General features: G+C 37.3%; 23 protein-coding genes. 10 read left to right on the top strand and 13 right to left on the bottom strand.

Features of this window, described 5'->3' with window-relative positions; genetic code table 11:
- The first annotated feature begins 78 nt into the window (after positions 1–78).
- From ACPDG9_RS06605 to msrA, 6 genes are all read left to right on the top strand, one after another.
- Positions 79–318, top strand: a complete 240-nt coding sequence (locus ACPDG9_RS06605; RefSeq protein ID WP_430526969.1) for a rhodanese-like domain-containing protein — start codon at positions 79–81, stop codon at positions 316–318.
- Complete coding sequence (locus tag ACPDG9_RS06600; protein WP_430526968.1) at positions 306–1,544, top strand: MFS transporter; 1,239 nt, start codon at positions 306–308, stop codon at positions 1,542–1,544. Before ACPDG9_RS06605 ends, ACPDG9_RS06600 begins: the two co-directional genes overlap by 13 nt.
- Positions 1,545–1,631: 87 nt before the next feature.
- A complete protein-coding gene (locus tag ACPDG9_RS06595; RefSeq protein WP_430526967.1) occupies positions 1,632–2,438 on the top strand; it encodes an AraC family transcriptional regulator in 807 nt (268 codons plus the stop codon).
- Positions 2,439–2,517: 79 nt separating this feature from the next.
- A complete protein-coding gene (locus ACPDG9_RS06590) occupies positions 2,518–2,910 on the top strand; it encodes a RidA family protein (RefSeq protein ID WP_430526966.1) in 393 nt (130 codons plus the stop codon).
- Between the two features lie 84 nt (positions 2,911–2,994).
- Positions 2,995–3,342: a hypothetical protein gene (locus ACPDG9_RS06585; protein WP_430526965.1), complete on the top strand. Its 348-nt coding sequence runs from the start codon at positions 2,995–2,997 to the stop codon at positions 3,340–3,342.
- Positions 3,343–3,478: 136 nt separating this feature from the next.
- Positions 3,479–4,582 carry a peptide-methionine (S)-S-oxide reductase MsrA gene (msrA, locus tag ACPDG9_RS06580; protein WP_430526964.1) on the top strand — a complete coding sequence of 368 codons (1,104 nt, stop codon included), beginning with the start codon at positions 3,479–3,481 and terminating at the stop codon, positions 4,580–4,582.
- Positions 4,583–4,624: 42 nt separating this feature from the next.
- Here the strand turns inward: msrA and ACPDG9_RS06575 are convergent, their stop codons facing one another.
- The 5 genes from ACPDG9_RS06575 to ACPDG9_RS06555 form a co-directional block, all read right to left on the bottom strand.
- Positions 4,625–5,737: an NAD(P)H-dependent flavin oxidoreductase gene (locus ACPDG9_RS06575; protein WP_430526963.1), complete on the bottom strand. Its 1,113-nt coding sequence runs from the start codon at positions 5,735–5,737 to the stop codon at positions 4,625–4,627.
- A 124-nt stretch (positions 5,738–5,861) separates the two neighbouring features.
- The gene (locus ACPDG9_RS06570; RefSeq protein ID WP_430526962.1) at positions 5,862–6,731 is read right to left on the bottom strand and encodes a hypothetical protein; all 870 of its coding nucleotides are present in this window, start codon (positions 6,729–6,731) and stop codon (positions 5,862–5,864) included.
- Between the two features lie 2 nt (positions 6,732–6,733).
- Entirely contained in the window at positions 6,734–7,555 is an 822-nt protein-coding gene (locus ACPDG9_RS06565; protein WP_430526961.1) for a HipA family kinase, read from the bottom strand.
- A gap of 150 nt (positions 7,556–7,705) precedes the next feature.
- Complete coding sequence (locus ACPDG9_RS06560) at positions 7,706–9,241, bottom strand: hypothetical protein (protein ID WP_430526960.1); 1,536 nt, start codon at positions 9,239–9,241, stop codon at positions 7,706–7,708.
- A gap of 525 nt (positions 9,242–9,766) precedes the next feature.
- Positions 9,767–11,335, bottom strand: coding sequence for an NAD(P)/FAD-dependent oxidoreductase (locus tag ACPDG9_RS06555; protein ID WP_430526959.1), 1,569 nt, complete (start codon positions 11,333–11,335; stop codon positions 9,767–9,769).
- 247 nt (positions 11,336–11,582) lie between these two features.
- Between ACPDG9_RS06555 and ACPDG9_RS06550 the strand changes: the two genes are divergently transcribed.
- A complete protein-coding gene (locus ACPDG9_RS06550; protein ID WP_430527001.1) occupies positions 11,583–12,134 on the top strand; it encodes a DNA-3-methyladenine glycosylase I in 552 nt (183 codons plus the stop codon).
- Between the two features lie 72 nt (positions 12,135–12,206).
- Here the strand turns inward: ACPDG9_RS06550 and ACPDG9_RS06545 are convergent, their stop codons facing one another.
- On the bottom strand, positions 12,207–12,722 hold the full coding sequence (locus ACPDG9_RS06545; RefSeq protein ID WP_430526958.1) for a GNAT family N-acetyltransferase: 516 nt from the start codon (positions 12,720–12,722) through the stop codon (positions 12,207–12,209).
- 170 nt (positions 12,723–12,892) lie between these two features.
- Between ACPDG9_RS06545 and ACPDG9_RS06540 the strand changes: the two genes are divergently transcribed.
- Together ACPDG9_RS06540 and ACPDG9_RS06535 are read left to right on the top strand one after the other, a co-directional pair.
- Entirely contained in the window at positions 12,893–13,426 is a 534-nt protein-coding gene (locus ACPDG9_RS06540; protein ID WP_430526957.1) for a Crp/Fnr family transcriptional regulator, read from the top strand.
- 68 nt (positions 13,427–13,494) lie between these two features.
- The gene (locus ACPDG9_RS06535) at positions 13,495–13,878 is read left to right on the top strand and encodes a hypothetical protein (RefSeq protein WP_430526956.1); all 384 of its coding nucleotides are present in this window, start codon (positions 13,495–13,497) and stop codon (positions 13,876–13,878) included.
- A 71-nt stretch (positions 13,879–13,949) separates the two neighbouring features.
- On the opposite strand, the gene ACPDG9_RS06530 is transcribed toward ACPDG9_RS06535, so the two are convergent.
- From ACPDG9_RS06530 to ACPDG9_RS06520, 3 genes are all read right to left on the bottom strand, one after another.
- On the bottom strand, positions 13,950–14,186 hold the full coding sequence (locus ACPDG9_RS06530) for a Sec-independent protein translocase subunit TatA/TatB (protein ID WP_430526955.1): 237 nt from the start codon (positions 14,184–14,186) through the stop codon (positions 13,950–13,952).
- A gap of 316 nt (positions 14,187–14,502) precedes the next feature.
- Positions 14,503–15,129: a Type 1 glutamine amidotransferase-like domain-containing protein gene (locus ACPDG9_RS06525; protein ID WP_430526954.1), complete on the bottom strand. Its 627-nt coding sequence runs from the start codon at positions 15,127–15,129 to the stop codon at positions 14,503–14,505.
- A gap of 65 nt (positions 15,130–15,194) precedes the next feature.
- A complete protein-coding gene (locus tag ACPDG9_RS06520) occupies positions 15,195–15,782 on the bottom strand; it encodes a thioredoxin family protein (protein WP_430526953.1) in 588 nt (195 codons plus the stop codon).
- Positions 15,783–16,273: 491 nt separating this feature from the next.
- Between ACPDG9_RS06520 and ACPDG9_RS06515 the strand changes: the two genes are divergently transcribed.
- On the top strand, positions 16,274–16,834 hold the full coding sequence (locus ACPDG9_RS06515) for a hypothetical protein (protein WP_430526952.1): 561 nt from the start codon (positions 16,274–16,276) through the stop codon (positions 16,832–16,834).
- Between the two features lie 13 nt (positions 16,835–16,847).
- On the opposite strand, the gene ACPDG9_RS06510 is transcribed toward ACPDG9_RS06515, so the two are convergent.
- From ACPDG9_RS06510 to tsaD, 4 genes are read right to left on the bottom strand one after another with little or no spacing between them, the layout of a single operon-like run.
- On the bottom strand, positions 16,848–18,026 hold the full coding sequence (locus tag ACPDG9_RS06510; RefSeq protein ID WP_430526951.1) for a class I SAM-dependent methyltransferase: 1,179 nt from the start codon (positions 18,024–18,026) through the stop codon (positions 16,848–16,850).
- Entirely contained in the window at positions 18,027–19,118 is a 1,092-nt protein-coding gene (locus ACPDG9_RS06505) for an AI-2E family transporter (RefSeq protein WP_430526950.1), read from the bottom strand.
- Positions 19,119–19,126: 8 nt separating this feature from the next.
- Positions 19,127–19,834 carry a 16S rRNA (uracil(1498)-N(3))-methyltransferase gene (locus ACPDG9_RS06500; RefSeq protein WP_430526949.1) on the bottom strand — a complete coding sequence of 236 codons (708 nt, stop codon included), beginning with the start codon at positions 19,832–19,834 and terminating at the stop codon, positions 19,127–19,129.
- Between the two features lie 12 nt (positions 19,835–19,846).
- Positions 19,847–20,869, bottom strand: a complete 1,023-nt coding sequence (gene tsaD, locus ACPDG9_RS06495; RefSeq protein ID WP_430526948.1) for a tRNA (adenosine(37)-N6)-threonylcarbamoyltransferase complex transferase subunit TsaD — start codon at positions 20,867–20,869, stop codon at positions 19,847–19,849.
- Positions 20,870–20,988 lie beyond the last annotated feature (119 nt).

The raw sequence follows: 20,988 nt of genomic DNA, 5'->3' as shown, positions 1-20,988 counted from the left end.
ACACATAAAAGTGTTCTTATTCTTGACAGTAGACCTTTGCGCTAACGAGAAGTAAACTATATCAAAGTAAGTCTACATTTGGATGTTTACGACAAGTTGCAAGCAGGTGATCCAACTGTTTTTAACGCGGTGAATTTAGACCCTATAGTTCTTCTTATTACTGTTTGTACAGGAGGGAAGTTATGTTTAACTGCGGCGGCATTATTGTGTACGAAAGGATTTAATGTGATGTCTTTACGAGGAGGAATGAAGGCTTGGAACGAAGAACAGCAAAAAAGAGAATATAAAAAAAACGGAAGAGTAACATGGAAAATATAAAATTGGGATTGCGAGAAAACTGGAAACAATTTACTCTTTTGGTTTTGGTGAATATGATGGTAGGAGGTATGGTAGGATTAGAACGCACGGTTGTTCCACTAGTGGGAACCGAAGAGTTTCACCTTCAATCCGATGTTGTTGTTTTTTCTTTTATTATTGCTTTTGGGGTAGTAAAGGCATTTACCAATCTCATTTCGGGTGTATTAGCAGATCGATATACGCGTAAGAAGGTGTTGGTTTTAGGTTGGTTGATTGGTTTGCCTGTTCCTTTTTTATTGGCTTTTGGGCCTTCGTGGAATTGGATTTTGTTTGCTAATATTTTACTGGGTATTAGTCAAGGATTGGCTTGGTCGATGACTGTAAACATGAAAATTGATTTGGTCGGGAGTAAGAGTCGAGGTTTAGCCATGGGGCTAAATGAGGCGGCGGGGTATGGTGCAGTAGGCTTAACCGCACTAGCAACGGGTTTTATGGCCTCTCACTATGGCTTGCGACCTGCGCCTTTTTATCTGGGAATTGCTTATACATTTATCGGTTTATTACTCTCTATATTTATTGTAAGAGATACCCGTCAATTTGCGCAATTAGAAGCGAAACAACGGGTATCAACAACCCAAGAGGAAAACGTTAAACCCAACCTTTGGTGGGTATTTAAAGAAACAACCTTTAAAAATAAAAACTTGTTTTCCATTTCTCAAGCGGGCTTGATCAATAACCTCAATGATGGGATGTCTTGGGGGGTATTTCCCTTATTGTTCATGTCAATGGGAGTTGGATTGGAAGGTGTGGGATGGATTAAAGCAGTTTATCCTGTTGTTTGGGGAGTGGGACAGCTTGTAACAGGTCCACTAACGGATCGATGGGGGAGAAAGCCTTTAATTGTTTGGGGAATGTTTGTGCAAGTACTCGGACATCTTGTGATAGGATTAAATTATTTTGATCCTCTTACCGCAGGTCTTCTAGGTTCGATCTTGTTGGGTATCGGAACAGCGATGGTTTATCCAGCCTTACTTGCAGCAGTAAGTGATGTAGCCCATCCCAATTGGAGAGCTTCTTCTTTAGGGGTATACCGATTTTGGAGGGATATGGGTTATGCAATTGGCGCGTTGATGGCAGGTATTGTAGGTTCTTATTTCGGATTGATGTGGGCGGTACATCTCGCAGGTATTTTGACACTTATTTCTGGGATTGTCGTGTGGATTCGTATGAAAGAAAGAAAATTTTGAGCTAGTTAGGAGTTATGGAGTACTCTTCATCAAACAACAAAAGACAAACATTTAAATCCTTATCTTTGATAGACAAAATTCACCCTGATGCATTACCAAGAGATTCTTCCCTTTCCTCCCTTACAGGCGTATATTCGCTACTTTTGGGTATTGGAAAGTGGAGAAGAACAGGTGGGGAGTAAACAGTTTAAAATCCTACCAGATGGGATTCCTGCTCTAATTTATCAAGATACCTCTAATTTATTTCGAGATGAACACCATCAAAGCACCCCTCAGCTTTATATTTATGGAGCGTATACGACCTATACGAATCAGCTGGTAGATGGACCTTTTCGAATTATTGGTGCTTACCTCGAACCCACGGCTTTAAAAGCCATTTTCAAGTTAGATGCTTCAGAATTTGCCAATCAGAATATAGCGTTGGATGACTTGGTTTCTACTTCGCTACTTGATCAATTGCAACAGGCGCCAACGATCGAAGAGAAGATTAGGTTACTATCAGACTTTGTTTTACAACAAGTGCAAGCGTTGCGGTATGAGAATCAAAAAGCGCAGTTTGCTTCTACTTTGTTGCAAAGAGGACTCTCTTTAACTGAGGTTCAGACGCAAATGAAGCTATCTGAACGAACGTTAGAACGCTTAATCAAGCAACATATTGGCATGTCGCCTAAACTTTTCTCTCGTATTATGCGTTTTCAAACGAGTTTAGAACTGCTGAAGACGACCGATTTCAATACATGGACGACACTAGTTTACCAACAAGATTACTTCGATCAATCTCATTTTATTCGGGAGTTTAAAACTTTTACAGGAAACAATCCTACCCAGTTTTTGAAGTATTCAGAGGAAAAGCTATCTAATTTTCCCGAGTGGAAAATAGAAGAGAAAAAGTAATTGTAATACTGTCGGTTTTATCCAATTCTGGGAATAGTAAGCGTTGTAGTTTTGCTTCATCATTTTAAAAAAGAAGAAAATGCAAAACAAAGTTGTTCGAACGAACCCAACTACTGTACCACATCCTGTGGGAAAATATTCACATGTAACCATAATTCCAAAAGAAGCTAGTTTGTATACCTTTTCAGGTCAAATAGGCATGGATGCCACAGGTGTGATTCCCGCTGATTTTAACGAACAAGTCAATCTAACTTTTGAAAACATCCAACGTTTACTAGCAAGTCAAGGATTAACGGCTGAAGAGGTGATTAAAGTCAATATTTGGTCAACAAAAGAAATTGATTGGGAGCACTTTGATCGCGTATGGGAAGGTGTCTTTGGTAAACAATATCCCTCGATGACGGTTGCCTATATTTCCGCATTGGGATTACCAGAAATTGCCATTGAAATTGAAATTTGGGCTGCGAGGTAACATAGAATAACATTTTTAGTTGTATTCGCATAAAAGGAATGTTTGGATATAGTATGAAATAATCTTTTAAGTGTTTGATTATTAATGTTTTGTTCTGTTTGCTTTTTAGCAATTACTGGAATTTTTATTACGGGATGTAGTAAAGAGGACGAAAAAACGAAAACTCCTGTTGAGTTTCAGTTAACAGAACAAGAATATCGAGAAAAAGTTACTGAAATGAAAGGGATTTTAAAAAAGTATGGAGGTGTTGAAGATACAAATCACCCGTATGATTTTTATAAACCAGAAAATAGATTACATATTGAAAAACTAGATTTGAAAGAATTGGAAAACTTCTTTATTGAGCTTCATTCACCGGAAGGATTGAAAAATGTGGAGGATGAATTTACGATCGAGAAAGTAGAACTAAATGAATCTACAAAGAGGAAATAAAAGAGCATTACAATCATTTGTAATGCTCTTTTTTTATTTTAGGCTGTTTTTTATAGCATTTTTTTGTGAAGGTTATCTTTCTTTTTTGACTAATTTGCATCGATCAAGTGAGTAATGAAATGGAAAAAACAACAACATGAAAAAAGCAATTGTAATAGCCTTATTGGTGTTTAGTGGATTTGTATTAGCCAATAGTACCTGTTTTCATCAAGATACAACAAGTATAAAAGAGGGAGAAGTTATGGAGGAAAGAAAAAATAAGAATACCAAGGTCATCTATTTTGCAGGTGGATGTTTTTGGGGAACAGAGCACTTTTTTCAACAGGTGAGAGGAGTGGTTAGCACCGAAGTGGGATATGCCAACGGAGATACAAAAAATCCAACCTATAAACAGGTTACTACGGGAACAACGGGCTTTGCAGAAGCCGTAAAAGTAACCTATAACCCCCAAGAGGTGGATTTTGAATTGTTACTGGACTTGTTTCTTCAGACGATTGATCCAACTGCGTTAAATCGCCAAGGAAATGATGTTGGAACACAATATCGTTCGGGGATTTACTATGAAGATCAAGCGGATGAGTTTCTTATTACCCAAAAAATGAAGGAATTAGCTAAACAGTATACCCAAGAAATAGTAGTGGAAGTAGAGCCTTTGCGCAATTTTTACGATGCAGAACACTATCATCAAAACTATTTAGATAAAAACCCTGGAGGCTATTGTCATATTGGAGCAGACTTATTTGAAGTGGCAAGAAAAGCTAATCCGAAGAAAAAAAAGACCTATCAACGTCAAGAGAAAGAAGCATTAAAACAAGTACTAACCCCTATACAATATGAGGTAACCCAAAACAATGGGACGGAACGAGCGTATAGCAACGAGTTGTGGAAGGAATTTCGCGAAGGAATCTATGTAGATATTACCACAGGAGAACCTTTATTTATTTCAACGGATAAATACGATGCAGGTTGTGGATGGCCCAGTTTTTCCAAACCGATTGACACTAAGTTGATTGAAGAAAAAGAAGACAATACCCACGGTATGCAACGAACCGAAGTGAGAAGTACAACGGGAGATTCACATCTAGGCCATGTATTCAACGATGGACCGACCGAAACAGGAGGTTTGCGTTATTGTATTAATGGAGCATCCTTGCGTTTTGTACCTAAAGAAGAAATGAAAACCGAAGGTTACGAACAATACTTGCCTTTGCTTCAAAAGAAAAATAAAGGGCGAAAGTAATTTCGCCCCTATTGAAGATAGATGTAAAACTAACACACTACTTTATTGTTGAAGCAGTTCTACTTCTTGAATAAGCTGTGTGAGTATAACTTTAATTGATGCACCGCTATAAGGGCCTCGAGATTGTCCCGTCCATAAGCTAGAAAATTGAGGGTCTTTTTTTATTTTAGCCGCAATTCTCAAACCAACGGTTAATTTATTTTGGAAGGGATACGGGAGAATATAATCGGATTGATCGAGTTCTCGGGTGAAGGTATTGCTTAGTCCTCGTGCATAACGACCAGAGAAACTTTTCGTTAAGGTCAAGTCCTCTTCTTTTGCCTGTCGCAAAGCCTCTTTTTCAAATTCCGCTAGATTACTTTCTTCGGAACCCAAGAGTAAACTACCAAGAGCAAACCCTTGCGCTCCTAGTGTTTTAGCGGCTAATATAGTTGAGGCATTATAGAGTCCACCCGCGTAAATAAGAGGTGTTTGTACCGTGTCTTTTACCTTAGCTAATAAGGATAATCCACCAATTTTAGGTAGAGTATCCGTTAAGAACGTACCTTGATGTCCACCTGCTTCAATTCCTTGAACGCAAATGAGATCAATGCCCTTTTGTTCTAACACGAGAGCCTCCGCAACAGAAGTACAGGTACCAATTAGTACAATACCCTGCTGTTTCATCTTGTTGATGGTCTCATCATCAAAAACGCCAAACGTAAAACTGACAATTTTACAACCTTCTGCGATAATTGCCTCTACTTGATCTCGATAATCAGTATACACCACTTGCTCATAATCCGCTAAATTGGCTATTAAACCATGTTGTTCCGCTAAACCTTCGATATATTGCTTGGTGTGTGTATAGCGTTGTTCTAATTCCATCGTACGCTCAGGTAAAGGATTGAGAAAGACATTAACAGCAAAAGAGTGATGCGTTAGTCGCTTGGTTGCGCGAATTAATTCGGCGCATTTTTCAGCAGGTAAATCCCCCAAAGGAAGGGTGCCTAACACGCCAATTTCACCCGCTGCAGCAACCATCTTTGGTGTGGCAACACCAAACATTGGCGCTTGAATAATGGGATATTTTGTGTGTAGAAGTGCAGTGATTTTGTTTTTCCAAGTGAACGCATCCGTAGGCATTTTTATTCGTTTTTGGGGGTTAATACTCAAAAGTACAAGTTTTAAAAAAACAAGAAGATGATAAATAACAGTATTTTGAAAAAAAATAAAAAAAGCCCAATTGCAGATGCAATTGGGCTCAGCATAGTGGGAGTCTTTAAACTGTCCCCCTATTTTATTGTTGTTTTTCAAAGTAAGGTTGAACATTGTGTTCTTCCATATACTGCGTTATTTTTTCAAATTCTTCCAATTCAATATAATCTACAATAGGCGATGTTCTTAAGTTTTTCCAAAAATCATGGGTTTTATCTCCTTTTGTTGGTTCTTGCCCAAGAACAAAGTACTTTCCTTTTTTTTGTTCTTTCTCTTCTACAGAAATAGTTAAGGAAAGATAACTTGTAATATCGTGTTGTACATGCTGAATAGATTTTGTAAAATCTAAAGTTTGACCTAAAACAGGAATATCATTATTTCCAATAAAACCAATGTGAACGGGTACTAGTATGGTTTCAAAATCATTAGAATTTAATGTGATATTAGTATTTACTCTAGTCTTTATTTGGGGATACAACTGACGATTGACTTCATCTTTAATACTCACAGTTTGGTTATCTTCTTTTGTTTTGGGGATTACCTCCTCATAGGGATGGACGTATTTATTGAATAATATTTTAAAATTATCAAAAGTAGTCGTCAGTGCAATTGCTTTGGATGGACTGAAAGCAATTAAATTGTTGGCGTAATTGGAGAGGTAGTTTAAGTACTCTTCTTTAGCCCATTGTTCTGCATAGCTGAACTGGGAAAACAGTTTGTTTATATTTATTTCATTCGATCTACTCGCTTGTACATCTTTTTCTAAAGACTTTAAGTAATGCTTGATCAGGCTTTTCTTTTCAGTTGATAGTAAAGGAGAAATAAAACTCAATTTTTTAGCAGAAAATTGGTAGAAAAACTTTTCACCATCAGACATAACAAGACCTATGCATACTTTTTCATTCAAAGCTACATTCAAATTAACGTAGAGTAAACTATAAAATGTTTTCATGGTTAATTGATTAAAAAGGTTTGTACATACGTTCGAAATGTGATTTCACATTTATTTTTCCATTCTTTGGAGAATAGACGTTGTTTTAGTTGATCTGCAAATTGTTCCGTATTAATGTTCCAAGATTCAGGAATAAGCTGAATAATAGTTTCTAGTTCTTCTTCACATTTACTGGTGCAAAGGTAAAAATTTTGGACCAAATCTTCTACAATTTGCTTGGTTTTATTCTTCGAACGAAATAACAGCTTCGCTATTTCGGTGTTTATAATAGTTTCATCTTCAGTTATTTCATACAATTCGCGTTCTAGAAAAGAGGAATTAAACAAAGTTTCATGGTCAATAGTATAAAAGAAGTAAGATACAGTATCAACAGCGTTTAATAATAGATTGTAATTGTTGTGATGGCGATCTTCATTAGCAGTCCAGATATCAAAAAATGCAATCCATAAGAAATCTGTTTTATCCTCAATTTTTGCCCTGAAAATAGAATCGTTGAACAATGGAAGTATTGCGTTTGTAATAAGCTCGGCATTCTGTAAAAAAAGAGAACCAAAACAATCCTGTCTAAACCAGTTTAACTGTAAACCTCGATATTGATTCAAATCTATATGTTCTTCTAGGACTGTAATGAAACAGGTGTCAGGGGTTTTTATGTTCCAGTATTTAGCAAAAGCAGAGCCGATATATTCTTTTACTAAACAATTTGGAAAACGAGAATATTTACAGATCCAATCTTGCATATCATTACAAGTGACTAGTAGGGGCTCCATTCCTGTCCCGTAAAACTGCCTGTGAATACCCTCTATTGTCTGAAGTCGCTTCATCTAAGTCTTTAATTGTGAATCATTATACTCAAATATAAGAAAAAAAGGAATGAATAAACAGCTTTAAATAAGAGTCGTATTGTATCAGTTATACAATAAAAAAAGCCCAATTGCATCTGCAATTGGGCTTTATCGATCATTTTTTTAAAACTATTTTCTACTGTTTTTAGCAGCATCAAATTTTTGTCCTTTACCGTACGATTTTTTCGCAACTTTTGTTTGTTGAGCTGTAGTTCTACTTGCATTGTTAACGAATTGTAAGTTTCCAGTATAAGAAGCTGTAATTGTGTTTTCTCTATCGTCGATTGCGTTTACTGTAATGGTGTAAACTTCACCATTTTTTTCAACTTTTACTGTTCCTGTACGCGTAGGAGCGAAGCCTGAGGTTACTGACTCTCCGTCGCTGTTGATCGTTTGCTCAAAGAACCAAGTTCCCCAGTCTAATCCTGGCTCAGAACCACCACCTAAACCTGCGTTTCCTGCCATTTCTTCCCCAATTGGAAATTCACCTACAGGAATGTCTGTTGTTGCGTTAAGATCTGTGTAAAGCGTTACACGCATCCATTCTCCCGAACCTTCAACCCCGAAGTATTGCCCTGGATATGGAGTTAAGGTCTCGCTGTATAAATAAAGATTCCAACGGTTGTTTTCTTTTGCAGTAATCGGTGATTTACCTTTGTACTCCATGAAACCTTGCGTTAATTTCTTTACCTCTTTATCAGCTCTTAAAGTAGAAATGGTGTATTGATCTCCTTGTTTTACTGTTCCTGTATACTTACCTAAATGTCTCTTGCCATTTTCTACTAAGATATTGAAGCGAATCTCTTGTCCTTGCTCGTGTTCCATCACTTTGATTGAACCATCTAAGATATATAATTCCTCATCAATTCCAGCTGCTTGATCTCTGTGTATGAAGCTGGCAAATGAATAATCATCTTCCCCATTTTCAATCGCTTCTTTAGAACCTACTCTAAATGCACCTACTTCAAATTCGGTAGAAGCTTTGAACGTTTTATTTGGAACTTTAGCCTCCCATGCTTTAGGAGCCATTTGATCAAAGAACGACAATGAAATATGATATCCCGTTCCTTTTTCTTCTAATTCACCGAAGTTATTCGCATCTCCTTGAGTGAAATACGTCATGTATTCCGCTACATCCGGGTGATCAAACACATTATCTCCCCAGTACCATCCGTTTTGTACTTCATACGTTACGTCGTAAATAGGTTCGATGTCAATAGCCTGTGTGTAGTTAATGTCATACTCAACACCTTGCTCATCTTTTAAAGTACCTTTAAATGTGTACGCTTGCTCTGCCTGAGATACAACAAGTGAACCATCAACAATTTGAGCTTGTGTTTGCCCTTGTTTTACTACACTTTTAGTTGTAAGGGTGTAAAGTACTGATCCATCCGATACAAGATACGTTTCAGGTCTTAATTTAGCCTCAAGTAAATCTTCATCCGCTACAGCGTTAGAAATAAAATTCAAGTGAAAATCTCCCTTGTTTGTTTTTAAAACAATGCTGAAATCTCCTTTTTTATCTACTGTACCAAGGTACGTTCCTGTAGATTGATTTACCGTAATGGGCGTAGGGTTGTTCGATTTGTTGTCATCACTGCTACATGATGTCATCGCTAGATTTGTAAGCAAAATAAAGCTCACTAAAAACGATAGTTTTTTCATAGTAAATTGAATTAGTCTAAGATGTTTGCAGCAACATCTGATTTGTTTTTTTTTTAAAGCTAGACTTTGTTTCGAATAATGTATTTGAAAGCTACAATAATTTGAAATGTGGACTAAACTCAGGGTGCAAGGTAAATTTTATTTCTAATAGTTTCATAATAACTAAATAAATTAACAAAAATAAATAAAGTGATTTCTCATTATGTGAATAAATACAATGTTATAGTTTACTAATTGTATGCGTAAAAAAAAGGTTATTAAGGATAATCCTTCTGTTTATTGAAGGGGAGCTGTAAATTTATTAGTATAAAAAGGGAAGTCATAAATTTTCAGTGTTTAGGGAAATAAGTTTGTTTACAGTTTAGAGTTAACGGTGAACAGTTAACCGCAGATTTTGCTAAAATAGATGGGTTTTTCTTTAAACGTTGACGTTTCTCTCCATCTCATCGAGCAACAAACAACAAACAAAAAAACCACCCCTACAAAGGAATGGTTTGTCTATTATTGATTATTTTTCGGCAACTGTCAACTGTCAACCGTTAACGATTCAACGCATAGAATCGCACATTTTTCGCCATCTATGGCAGCAGAGATAATACCACCTGCATAACCGGCTCCTTCACCACAAGGGTAGAGACCTTTAATTTGAGGGTGTTCTAAAGAGCGATCATCACGAGGAATACGCACAGGAGAAGAGGTTCTACTTTCTGGTGCATGAAGAATGGCTTCATTGGTAAAATACCCCTTCATTGATTTGCCGAATTCTTGAAATCCTTCGCGCATAATTTGCGTTAAGAAATCAGGAAACACATCCCCTAATTCTAAAGAAGTTGTACCAGGCAAATAAGAAGTTTTAGGAATAGACGAAGAGACTTTCTTTTGCGAGAAGTCTACCATACGTTGAGCGGGTACTCCCTGGGTTTCCCCTGCCAAGAGAAAAGCTCTTTGTTCAATGGCTTTTTGGAATTCCATTCCAGCTAGAGCACCAAATTTCTCATACGGTTTAAAATCTTCTAATCGCAGTTCAACGACAATACCAGAGTTTGCGGTTGCTTGATCTCGTTTAGAAGGCGACCAACCGTTGGTAACTACTTCACCAGGTGCCGTGGCACAAGGTGCAACTACTCCTCCAGGACACATACAGAACGAATACATTCCCCTTCCATTTACTTGTTTCACAATAGAATAGGGCGCAGGAGGAAGAAATTCACCTCTATAGTCACAGGAGTATTGTATTTGATCAATGAGCGATTGCGGATGTTCCGCACGAACCCCTAGCGCAAAAGGTTTCGCTTCAATGAGTATCTTTTTTCGATCGAGTAATTCGTAAATATCACGAGCCGAGTGTCCTGTTGCCAGAATTACTTTATTCGCTTCGATTGTATCGCCATTTTCAAGTACAACTCCACGTATCTCATTGCCCTTTAAGACAAAGTCAACCACGCGCTTTTCAAATCGTACTTCCCCGCCAAATTCTTCAATTTTATAGCGCATATCCTGCATGATTTTAGGCAGTTTATTCGTCCCAATATGCGGATGAGCTTCAACTAAAATATCTTGAGGAGCACCAAAGGCAACGAGTAGCTCTAGAATGCGATTGATATCCCCGCGTTTTTTGGAACGCGTATATAGTTTACCGTCAGAATAGGTTCCCGCTCCTCCTTCTCCAAAACAGTAGTTAGAATCGGGGTTGACAATATGCTCGATATTAATTGCCTTTAGATCTCTACGACGTCCACGTACGTCTTTTCCTCTTTCGATCACAATGGGTTTTACACCGAGTTCGATGAGTTGTAAAGCCGCAAAATAACCCGCAGGTCCTGCTCCAACTACAATCACGCGTTTGGCGTCTTGTACATTTTTGTAGGCAGGAAAATTAATCTGCCGATGTATCACTTCTTCGCCTGCAAAAAACACCTGTACTTTTAAATTGATTTTGACAAGGCGCTGTCTGGCATCAATCGATCGTTTAAGGATGGTAATATGTTGAATATCAGAAACTGAGGTTTTGATATGTTGCGCAACATGAGCCGTTAATAAATCCGCAGAAGCCGCAACTTCAGGAAGCACTTGGAGCAATAATTCTTGTGGCATTTCTTTATAAAGCAAATAGAAATTAAAGCGCAAAAATACACTAAAAAACTTTTATTGGAAAGAAGAGAGAAGAGACGAGTGGGACTTTTTCTGATTTGAGGACACTATTCTTTTTTAATTGATAATCTTCACAACATCACAATATCACAAACAGCCCCAAAAACAAACCGTTGTCAAGCAGATGCGTTATCTTTGTACTTTATTGGTTGAACGAGGCGCTAACAAGCGCGATTTAAAAAGAGAAGTGATGTCTTACTGTGAACATGTTGAGTTATTGACGGGTGATCGAAAGGTTCTCCATAAAAAGTACCACGATCATCAGTATGGTTTTCCCATTCACGATGACAATGAATTATTTGGTCGATTGTTGATGGAGATTAATCAAGCGGGATTGAGTTGGGAAACTATACTCAAAAAAGAAGAGGCTTTTCGCAAGGCTTACGACGGTTTTGCTATTGCTGTCGTTGCAGCCTATACAGACAAGGATCGAGAGCGTTTAATGCAAGACGCTGGAATTATCCGCAATCGATTAAAAATCAATGCAGCAATTGAAAATGCCAAGGTTATTTTAGCGTTTCAACAAGAGTTTGGTTCATTTGAAAATTGGCTCAAGCATCATCATCCAAAGACAAAAGAAGAATGGGTGAAATTGTTTAAAAAACACTTTCGTTTTACAGGAGGAGAAATTGTCAATGAGTTTTTAATGAGTATTGGCTATTTAAAAGGGGCACATACAGCAGCTTGTCCAATTTATCAAGAGGTATTGAAAACCAAGCCCTTGTGGTCTTTGGAAGAATAAGATTATCTGTTTTTTGGCTTACACAAGACCAGATACACAAAAGGGAGATTGAAACATTTCCCTTTTTGCTACTTAGACCTCTTCTTTCCAGCGAATAAATAGAGAAGAAGCTTGTCCAAAAGGACCTGTGGTCTGTTCTTCTTGCTTTTCAAAACCCCAAGTAAGTAAGTGGGGTGTGATTGGATCCTGCGGTAAAACTTCTAACCAAATGGCGTCATACTGACGAGTAAGCGAAACAATCTTTGTCCAAAGTGACTGGCGCACTTCGTTTTGATCGTAGGCAGGTAGGAAGTATAAAGAGGCAAGATTAATTACTTTTTTACCTGCTAGTATCTCGGGTTGATCTACTTGTTTGATCATAACATAACCTGCCGGGGTATCATCTTGATAAACGGTTAGCATCTGTGTGCTTAAATCATTGAGTTCTAGTATTGTCTCTTTGTGATCCAATTGTTGGGTAATATAAGCTTTGAGCGATGCTTCCTCGAGCATTGAGGTGTACATGTCTCGGATTTGAGCTTCTCTTAATTGAAAGAGTGTGCGCAATCCCTCTTCTGTTGCTATGGTGAATTTTGATATGATGCTCATGATAAAATTGAGTTTATTCACAAAGATAGCCGAAAGGCGGTTATCTTTTTCGATATAGGGTAGAGGTATTGGTTTTTGTTGTTTTTTTTCAGTACAGAAAAAAGGCTTTTTGCCATTTTACCTTTTTTTGTACCTTTCCATTTGATACGAGTCTACCCAATTTATTTACTATGTTTACTGCTAATCAAACCCTATACCATTTACTATGTCCGTATTTTACTCCCCTTGCGATTCCTGCAAAACACAATTTGATTGAAGAGGGGCATTTTTCTAAACACTTTTACTTTGTTCAGGAAGGAGCTTTGCGTGGATGGACCTTGCACGAAGGAAAGGAAGTGACCTTTCAATTTGTATTTGAGGGAGGCTTTTTTTGTAGTATAGAGAGCTTTTGGTATGATAAACCGAGTCAATATACCGTAGAAGCCTTAGAAAACACTCATTTACTTGCTCTAGACAAGGCACAGTTAAAAGAATTGATGCAAGAGAATGTTGTGCTTTTAGAAGCTTTTACAACTTATATGATTGAACGCGTATTGATCTACCAAAAAATGACCATTGATCGTATCAAAGAAAATCCCGAAAAACGCTACAAGCAATTGATGCAACAAGCACCAGAGATCATTCAACGGATTCCCCAGCATTATGTTGCTTCTTATCTCGGGATAACACCTGTTTCACTTAGTAGAATTCGCAACAGACGTTAATTAACAATTGTTATCGTTCCCTCTTTTTCAATCGCTCATCTTTGTAGTATAATTTTAAAGAGCAGCACATGGAAAAGGTAGTAGAGAAAATGTTACATGTAATTATTGAAGGAAAAACGTATAGTGAATCTGATATCCAGCATTACTTTAGTCCGCATTACATACAAATTGTCGATGAGACCCGTTTGGATTTCGCGGGATTCAAACAGCATATACACAAGCTAAAAGAACTCATCGAATCTGTTGAAATCACCATACTCAATACGGCAAGTCGTGGAAATACGGTATTTACCAAGCATTTAGTTTCATCCGTGTTTAAAGACGGAACTTGCTATAAACACAAAGTAATGGCAGAGTTTACGATGGAAGCAGGGAAAATTATTCGCTGTGAAGAACTCACGTTGTTATTAGAAGGCTTAGAACAAGGAAAGCAGTTGGGAGCGGTAGTGTAAGAACTTTTGTATGATCTTCAGAGGGAGGTCAATCCCGATACAAAAAAGGTTGGAATACATCCAACCTTTTTTTACTTTGTAGCTACCTCTTCTGTTACTTCAGCAGTAGCATCCGTCATTTTTTGTTTAGGAGCTGCGGTATTCGCATTGGTTTCACGCGTAGCTTCTTTAAATTCCCTAATTCCTGTTCCAAGTCCCTTCATTAATTCTGGTATTTTTTTACCGCCGAACAATAATAAAGCTATTGCAACAACAACTATAAATTCAGATGGGGCTACCCCTCCTAATGGTAATGTAGTCATCAACATGGTTAATTATATTAATGGTTGAGGAAAACAAATGTAAATAAGGGGAAAGTTGAAGGAATTGTATTTAACATAACTTTATTATTCGATTACGTGGATTATTTGTGTTATGTGTTGAGGAAAAAATAAAAAGTAAAGGATTGTGTGTTCAAAATAAAACAGTTTTGATAAAAAGAGCTGATGTGTTGAGGCAGTTCTGATTAAAAGAATAACAATATGAAAATAGTGAGAGTGGCTTAGTTCAAAACTAAAGGCGAATTAACATGGGTTGAAGAAGGATAAAAGGAGAAGAAAGGAAGGTGGACAAAACTAATGTGTTTTATCCTTTTCCAATGAGTACTTCACCATCTCGAATTGCTTTGAACAGCCATTTGTTCGCGATACAGGTTTGTATTTCAACATCAATAGCTTTCGATTCAAAATGATCCGAATCATAATGTGGAAGAATACCGTAATTAAAAAAGCCCAATCCCTCGAAGATAGGGGTATCGATTTGAGGATAAGGTAGCTGAGTAGGATCGTCTACGTGCTGAATGTATTTAAGAGAGTCGCTTAATATACAAGCACCAGCACTATAGCCTGCCCACAAAAAATCGTTTCGTTGACGCAGTTCTTCAAAAAGTTGATCGAAACCACTTAATCGCATGGCTTGTCTCAAGATAAAAGTGTTTCCTCCACAAACCCAAATAGCATCAAGGGTCGTTAATTTGTGTCTCAGTGCTTCTGTTTTTCCAAAATAAGCCTGTAGATCAAGGTGTTCATTGACAAAACCCAATTGCTCTAAAAAGTTCATTTCTGTTTGCAAATCCCGTTGTTTGCGATCTTCATCCGCATCAACCCAGTCTTTGGCATTGGTGATATGACCAATGCGAGCCCCCGGAGGTAAAAGTTCCTTTAATTGAAGATAAGCGTCGCCAAATAGATAAGAAGAAAGATAGAAATTCATGAAGTGGGTTGATTAATAAGCTAAAATAAGAAATAAAAAAAGCTGACGATTAAGTCAGCCTCAATTTATTTTTTAGGGGCTTGGTCGATAAACATTTGTTTTACTTTTGGCAGACTATACCCTTTTCCTTCTTCAAGATCACCAGAAGCAATGATATTGGTTACTTCTCCTTCTCCGTCAAGTACAAAGAAAAACGGATATCCAATTCCGCGCGCATCAGGCGTATATTTGTTGAATACAGCTTTATTCTTGTTCTTTTGAGAGTAATTTAAGTGATAATAAATAAAGTTTTGATCTACAAGTTGCTTGAGCGCTGGAGTTTGTTGAACAAAATCATTAAATCTTAAACACCAAATACACCAGTTACCACCTGCTTGTACGAAAACGTATTTACCTTGTTTTTTGGCTTGAGCAACTAGCTCGTCTAACTTCGCTTGAGCATCTTCCTCCTCGTTATAAGGCTTAGTCAACGTTTCTTTTTCTTGTTCAATTTGCTTTTTTAAGGCAATGGTATCTACTTCTGTTTTAGGCTCGGGGGTACTTGCGCTATTCTCTGTTGCTGTGGGTTGAGTAGTTGTATCAACCTCTTTTTTACAGCTCATAAAAGTGAGTATAGCAAGTAGTGTTACAGCAAAGAATGTAGTTCTTTTCATGTTGGAATTTTCTTTTGATATGAAATACAAAGTAATGAAATTAGAAGTATATTTCAGCATGTCTTAGTGTTTTTTTCGTAGCGATATAGCTTGCTACTCGCAGGAAAAAAGAAAGGAAAAAGCAATGTTAACCGCAATATTGCTGTAATGTAAAGGGAGTGTTTAGGAAGTGAATAGGGAATTATGAAAAGGTTAAAAGTTTGATTTGTTGTTAGTTGTGTGTTTTAGTGTTTGTATATTTGACTCGTGAAAAAGAAAAGATAAGACAATGAACAAAAGTTACAATTTACAATAACAAAGGACTGATTCTACTATTTAAGCGATTTTTTGAGAAAACAAAATTCCAAGCGATAGGTATTTTCTCAATCTAAAGTTTTTTCTATTTATTGATCCCAATTTGTTACTATTTTATGGTCAGTTGTATGTTGTAATTGTAGCTTTTTTTATTGGCTTAAAAAAAAACAGTTTTAAATGAACTATTTTGTTGGAAGATGAAACAAAAATGTAGACATGCAGTAGCGTTGGGCATACAAGATACGATTGAATATGCACAAGTAAGATCACTGGGAAAAAAACGCAAGGGGATCACCACGTTGCAAACCCCTAAAGCCTTTCCACGTCCACAGGGACATTGTTTAACCGACACTTTGTCTTTTGCAGGAGTACTCGTAGCGCTAACACTTGTAGGTGCAATTCTTTGGAATTTTGAGCGTTTCGAATGGACCAATCGTCAATTGGCTTTCTTCTTCTTTAATATGGTATTGGGATTGACCCCTTTAGTATGGGCCTATCACGTGCTTTATCCTTTGTTTGACCGCAGACGCGTACAAAAGGGAAAACGAAAAGCAATAGGACGAATAGTAGCCATTGACCATGCAGGTAAGATACTCGAAGACGACGCACAACAACGGGCTTTAGTAGAGGTATTTCACCAAAATCAACGCTATTTGTTAGTAGCTAATCAAAAGGGACTATCTCTTATACCTAATACCACAGTTGCTGTAACTTGGAATAGTATTTCTCAATTGTGTTGGATACACGAGGAGAAATAAATAAACCAGAGGATTAGACCGGTTCACAAATTAAAAATACCTTTTGATTGGAATGGGTTGTGGTGAAGAAAATATACGTATCACCACCGTCCTTTATCTTCCATTTCTTGCGTAGATCATCTACTTTTAGAGGAAAATTACGCACCGTTATATTCGCTTTTTGTTGTTGTAAATATTCTTTGGCTGTAGCTTTATTATAAGGCAAATTATGCTTTATTTTAAAGCGCCTGCCCGAGAAGTTTACCAATTCATGACTTGTGTATAGTTGACTGTGTTGATGTAGTTTATCCACCTTAAAGTGAGCACTTATAGCATTGAATTTACCTGTTTTTAGCAAAGCGCTATAAGGTTCGTATAAGTAAGTAAGCGGTTCGGAATAGGTAGCAACACGTTCATCAGACCAGTACAACGTCGTAATAGATTGTTGCGTTTTGGTTAAGTTAACTGCCTGTAGGACAATCTCTCCTTCGTATCCTTTTTCAATGATCCACAACAATTCTTTTACCTCGTTTTGAAGGGAAACAATGTGTATGGCTTTGACGAATTTGAGCTCATTTAACCCTGCTTGAATATCCAAAAGAGGAGCAGTTTTAACTAAAACCGTTTGGGTATGCTCCAACAAAAGATCCAAATGTTCTACGATATTTGGCGTACAATCACGCAAAAAGAATACTTTTTCTTTACTTTGATTTCTACGAGCGGGATCTAAATAAATATAATCAAATTGCGTTTCACTCGCCGCTAAATAGGCTAAACTATCACCGGCAATACAGTTGATGTTAGACTGCTGCAATTGGGTGTAATTATACTGTACAAGGGCGCTGAGTTCGGGTTGTATTTCGCAATGGGTAACTTGTTTAATGCGCTGTGCAAAATAGTAACAATCAATTCCAAAACCTCCCGTTAGGTCAATCAGTGAATCCCCTTCTACAAGAGAAGACTTGTAAGCCGCGCATTCTTCAGATGAAGTTTGTTCGATGCTCAACTTTGCGGGAAATACGAGATTAGGTGTTGTATACCATTTAGACAACTTGTTTTTTGCCTTTTGTTTACTCTCTATTTGTGCGAGTAAATCGGGCATAGATACGTTAGGGAAGGGGCTTTTCTTAAAAGCCAGATCCGCTATTGCCTCGTTGAGGTGTTCGTTGATATACGCTTGAACTTCAGGTTGTAATAGGAGTTGAATATTCACTTATAATTTTTTGGTCAGCACTTGAATGAATCGCACATTAGGGAAAAACTCTTTACCGATAACCTTTAAACAAGTGTAAAGGGGAACAGCAGCAATCATTCCAAAAATTCCACTAAACATACCGCTAGCTAAGATAACAACGAATATTTCCAAGGGATGTGATTTCACACTATTAGAAAAAATCAAGGGTTGATTGATTACATTATCGATCAATTGAACCACTAAGAATCCAATCATTACAGATATTGCTTTGGGTATAGTCACTTCGATAAAATCATCGCCAATATAGGTTAACATGGTAAAAACTACCGCTAAGATATTGCCAATTAATGGGCCGATATAAGGAATGATATTGAGTATAGCGCATAAAAAGGCTATTGTAGCAGCTCCATTTACCCCAAAAATAAGCAATACGGTTAAGGCCAAAATATAGATAACAAACATTTGTACACAAAGGCCAAGGAAATAGCGAGAGAGTAAGTTGTTAATCTTATTGATGGAATTTAATACTTTGTTTTCGTGCTTTTTAGAAAACAATTTTTTGAACTGATATTCTAAGACAATTTGATCTTTCAGAAAGAAAAAGGCAATAAACAAAACAGAAAATAAGCCTATACCAATATCGCTCAGCATTCCAATAAGCGTGTTGAGGAGATTGGGAACAAAGTCGAGGTTAAACTGTGATTTGAGGTGAGATTCTTCCACTACTTTATCTAAACTAATTCCCTTTGCATCTAGGTAAAGATCAATTTTATGGATTAAACCCGTGAAATCTTGTTGCAGTTGTACCGTATTTAAAACAGAAAGATTCTTTGCTTGCGTAGTGAATAGCGGTACGAACATAAAGGAAAAGCCGATAAAGAGAGCAATGAATACGCCCATGGTAAGGCTGATGGCCAACATTTTTTTGAGCTTACATTTTTTATGTAAAAAATCCACCACAGGCTTGCCGATTAACGCTAAAACAAAAGCGAGTGCGATGTAAATAAATAAGGTTCGAATTTGGTATAATAGTCCTAAACTAAGGGCAATTCCACTTAAAATAAGGACTGCTCGAACGATGCCTTTTGAGATTTCTTTAGCTTTCAACATCCAATGATTTATTCGTTAGCGAAAACAAAACTGTGACACGCAACGAGAGCAGCGGTTTCTGTTCTCAGTCTTGTATGTCCTAAAGATACAGGTTTAAAACCTTTTTCTAAAGCTATTTTTATTTCAGCAGGAGAAAAATCTCCCTCAGGTCCTACCAGTAAAAGGTACTCTTCCTGTGATTTAATACTGTTTTTAAGCAATTCTTTTTCTTGATCTTCTTCACAGTGGGCAATATACAAAGCACCTTGATGGTCTTGTTTTAAAAACTCTTTTAGCGTGATTGGCGCATTCAGTTGAGGCAAGTACATTTGAAGAGATTGCTTCATAGCTGATTGAATAATTTTCTCAAAGCGCTCGGTTTTTACAACTTTGCGTTCCGAGTGATCGCAAATAATAGGCGTTATTTCGTGAATACCTATTTCTGTTGCTTTTTCTAAAAACCACTCATAACGCTCATTCATTTTCGTTGGAGCAACGGCTAAGTGCAAGCGGAAAGGCGTTTGCTCTTTATCAGTATATTGCGTGATTTCAGTCAAGCAATGACGATCAGAAGCTAAAGAGATCCTAGTTTCAAATAAAGTACCTTGACCGTTCGTTACAAAGAGAATATCCCCCTCTTTCTTGCGCAATACGCGGATGATGTGTTTGCTCTCCTCTTTGTCAAAAGTGAAGGTTGATTGAGTTTTATCAATGGAAGGTGAATAAAATAATTGCATAGGTTGAGTGGATTAAAATTCAATTCTCGCTTGGGATACCACAGAAGAATCTGCAAAAAGAGATTCGCGATAGCGGTAATATCCCACAATACCAATCATAGCGGCATTATCTGTCGTGTATTCAAATTTGGGAATATACGTTTTCCATTTGTATTTTTTTTCTGCTTCTTGTAAGGTTTGACGTATGCCTGAGTTCGCCGATACCCCTCCGCCAATAGCGATTTGTGTAAGTCCTGTTTGTTCAACTGCTAACTTGAGCTTATCCATCAAGATCTTGATGATAGTATGCTGAATTGACGCGCAAATGTCAGCCTTGTTTTCTGCTATAAAATTGGGGTTTTCAGCCACCTGTTTCTGAATAAAATACAAAAACTGTGTTTTTAAACCACTAAAACTGAAGTTTAACCCCTCTACTTTAGGTTTGGTAAATGGAAAAGCTTTGGGATTGCCCTCTTTTGCATATTGGTCAATCAGCGGCCCTCCTGGATAAGGAAAACCCAATATTTTTGCCGATTTATCAAAAGCCTCACCTACAGCATCATCTGTAGTTTCTCCCAAAACGCGTAAATCAAAGAAGCTATTGACCTGCACAATCTGGGTGTGTCCACCTGAAATGGTCAGCGCCAAAAAAGGAAACGTCGGCTGTTCATAGTCGTTTTCTTGAATGAAATGACATAGAATATGAGCGTGCATGTGATTAACCGCAATCAACGGAATGTCTAAAGCTAAAGCTAAAGATTTGGCAAATGATCCACCAACGAGCAGGGATCCCATTAAGCCAGGTCCTTGCGTAAAGGCAATGGCATGGAGTTGTTCTTTGGTAATTCCCGCTTTTTTTAAAGCAATATCAACTACGGGTACAATATTTTGTTGGTGTGCTCTCGAAGCAAGTTCTGGAACAACACCTCCGTATTCCTCGTGTATTTCTTGGCGAGCAACTACATTGGACAACACTTGATTGTCCTTCAAAACAGCGGCAGCTGTATCGTCACAAGAACTTTCAATCGCTAATATATAAGTGGGTTTTGTCGACATGAATAATTTAATTTAAACCTAATTTATATCTTCCTTTTTTGGTCAATCACTACCAAAAATTAATTAAATTTGTTGATTGTACCTCTGTCTTTAAAAGAGAAGATTAACATAGGGCAAAT

This window comes from Myroides sp. C6-3 (assembly GCF_050522425.1).
GTDB lineage: Bacteria > Bacteroidota > Bacteroidia > Flavobacteriales > Flavobacteriaceae > Flavobacterium.
The sequence above is the reverse complement of the archived record's forward strand: the minus strand, read 5'-3'. Positions and strand labels throughout refer to the sequence as shown.

Excerpts from the sequence above, each read along its gene's own strand:
- ACPDG9_RS06600 (WP_430526968.1), top strand. The coding sequence starts at position 306 with ATGGAAAATATAAAATTGGGATTGCGAGAAAACTGGAAACAATTTACT.
- ACPDG9_RS06595 (WP_430526967.1), top strand. The coding sequence starts at position 1,632 with ATGCATTACCAAGAGATTCTTCCCTTTCCTCCCTTACAGGCGTATATT.
- ACPDG9_RS06590 (WP_430526966.1), top strand. The coding sequence starts at position 2,518 with ATGCAAAACAAAGTTGTTCGAACGAACCCAACTACTGTACCACATCCT.
- ACPDG9_RS06585 (WP_430526965.1), top strand. The coding sequence starts at position 2,995 with ATGTTTTGTTCTGTTTGCTTTTTAGCAATTACTGGAATTTTTATTACG.
- msrA (WP_430526964.1), top strand. The coding sequence starts at position 3,479 with ATGAAAAAAGCAATTGTAATAGCCTTATTGGTGTTTAGTGGATTTGTA.
- ACPDG9_RS06570 (WP_430526962.1), bottom strand. The coding sequence starts at position 6,731 with ATGAAAACATTTTATAGTTTACTCTACGTTAATTTGAATGTAGCTTTG.
- ACPDG9_RS06565 (WP_430526961.1), bottom strand. The coding sequence starts at position 7,555 with ATGAAGCGACTTCAGACAATAGAGGGTATTCACAGGCAGTTTTACGGG.
- ACPDG9_RS06560 (WP_430526960.1), bottom strand. The coding sequence starts at position 9,241 with ATGAAAAAACTATCGTTTTTAGTGAGCTTTATTTTGCTTACAAATCTA.
- ACPDG9_RS06555 (WP_430526959.1), bottom strand. The coding sequence starts at position 11,335 with ATGCCACAAGAATTATTGCTCCAAGTGCTTCCTGAAGTTGCGGCTTCT.
- ACPDG9_RS06550 (WP_430527001.1), top strand. The coding sequence starts at position 11,583 with ATGTCTTACTGTGAACATGTTGAGTTATTGACGGGTGATCGAAAGGTT.
- ACPDG9_RS06545 (WP_430526958.1), bottom strand. The coding sequence starts at position 12,722 with ATGAGCATCATATCAAAATTCACCATAGCAACAGAAGAGGGATTGCGC.
- ACPDG9_RS06540 (WP_430526957.1), top strand. The coding sequence starts at position 12,893 with ATGTTTACTGCTAATCAAACCCTATACCATTTACTATGTCCGTATTTT.
- ACPDG9_RS06535 (WP_430526956.1), top strand. The coding sequence starts at position 13,495 with ATGGAAAAGGTAGTAGAGAAAATGTTACATGTAATTATTGAAGGAAAA.
- ACPDG9_RS06530 (WP_430526955.1), bottom strand. The coding sequence starts at position 14,186 with ATGTTGATGACTACATTACCATTAGGAGGGGTAGCCCCATCTGAATTT.
- ACPDG9_RS06525 (WP_430526954.1), bottom strand. The coding sequence starts at position 15,129 with ATGAATTTCTATCTTTCTTCTTATCTATTTGGCGACGCTTATCTTCAA.
- ACPDG9_RS06520 (WP_430526953.1), bottom strand. The coding sequence starts at position 15,782 with ATGAAAAGAACTACATTCTTTGCTGTAACACTACTTGCTATACTCACT.
- ACPDG9_RS06515 (WP_430526952.1), top strand. The coding sequence starts at position 16,274 with ATGAAACAAAAATGTAGACATGCAGTAGCGTTGGGCATACAAGATACG.
- ACPDG9_RS06505 (WP_430526950.1), bottom strand. The coding sequence starts at position 19,118 with ATGTTGAAAGCTAAAGAAATCTCAAAAGGCATCGTTCGAGCAGTCCTT.
- ACPDG9_RS06500 (WP_430526949.1), bottom strand. The coding sequence starts at position 19,834 with ATGCAATTATTTTATTCACCTTCCATTGATAAAACTCAATCAACCTTC.
- tsaD (WP_430526948.1), bottom strand. The coding sequence starts at position 20,869 with ATGTCGACAAAACCCACTTATATATTAGCGATTGAAAGTTCTTGTGAC.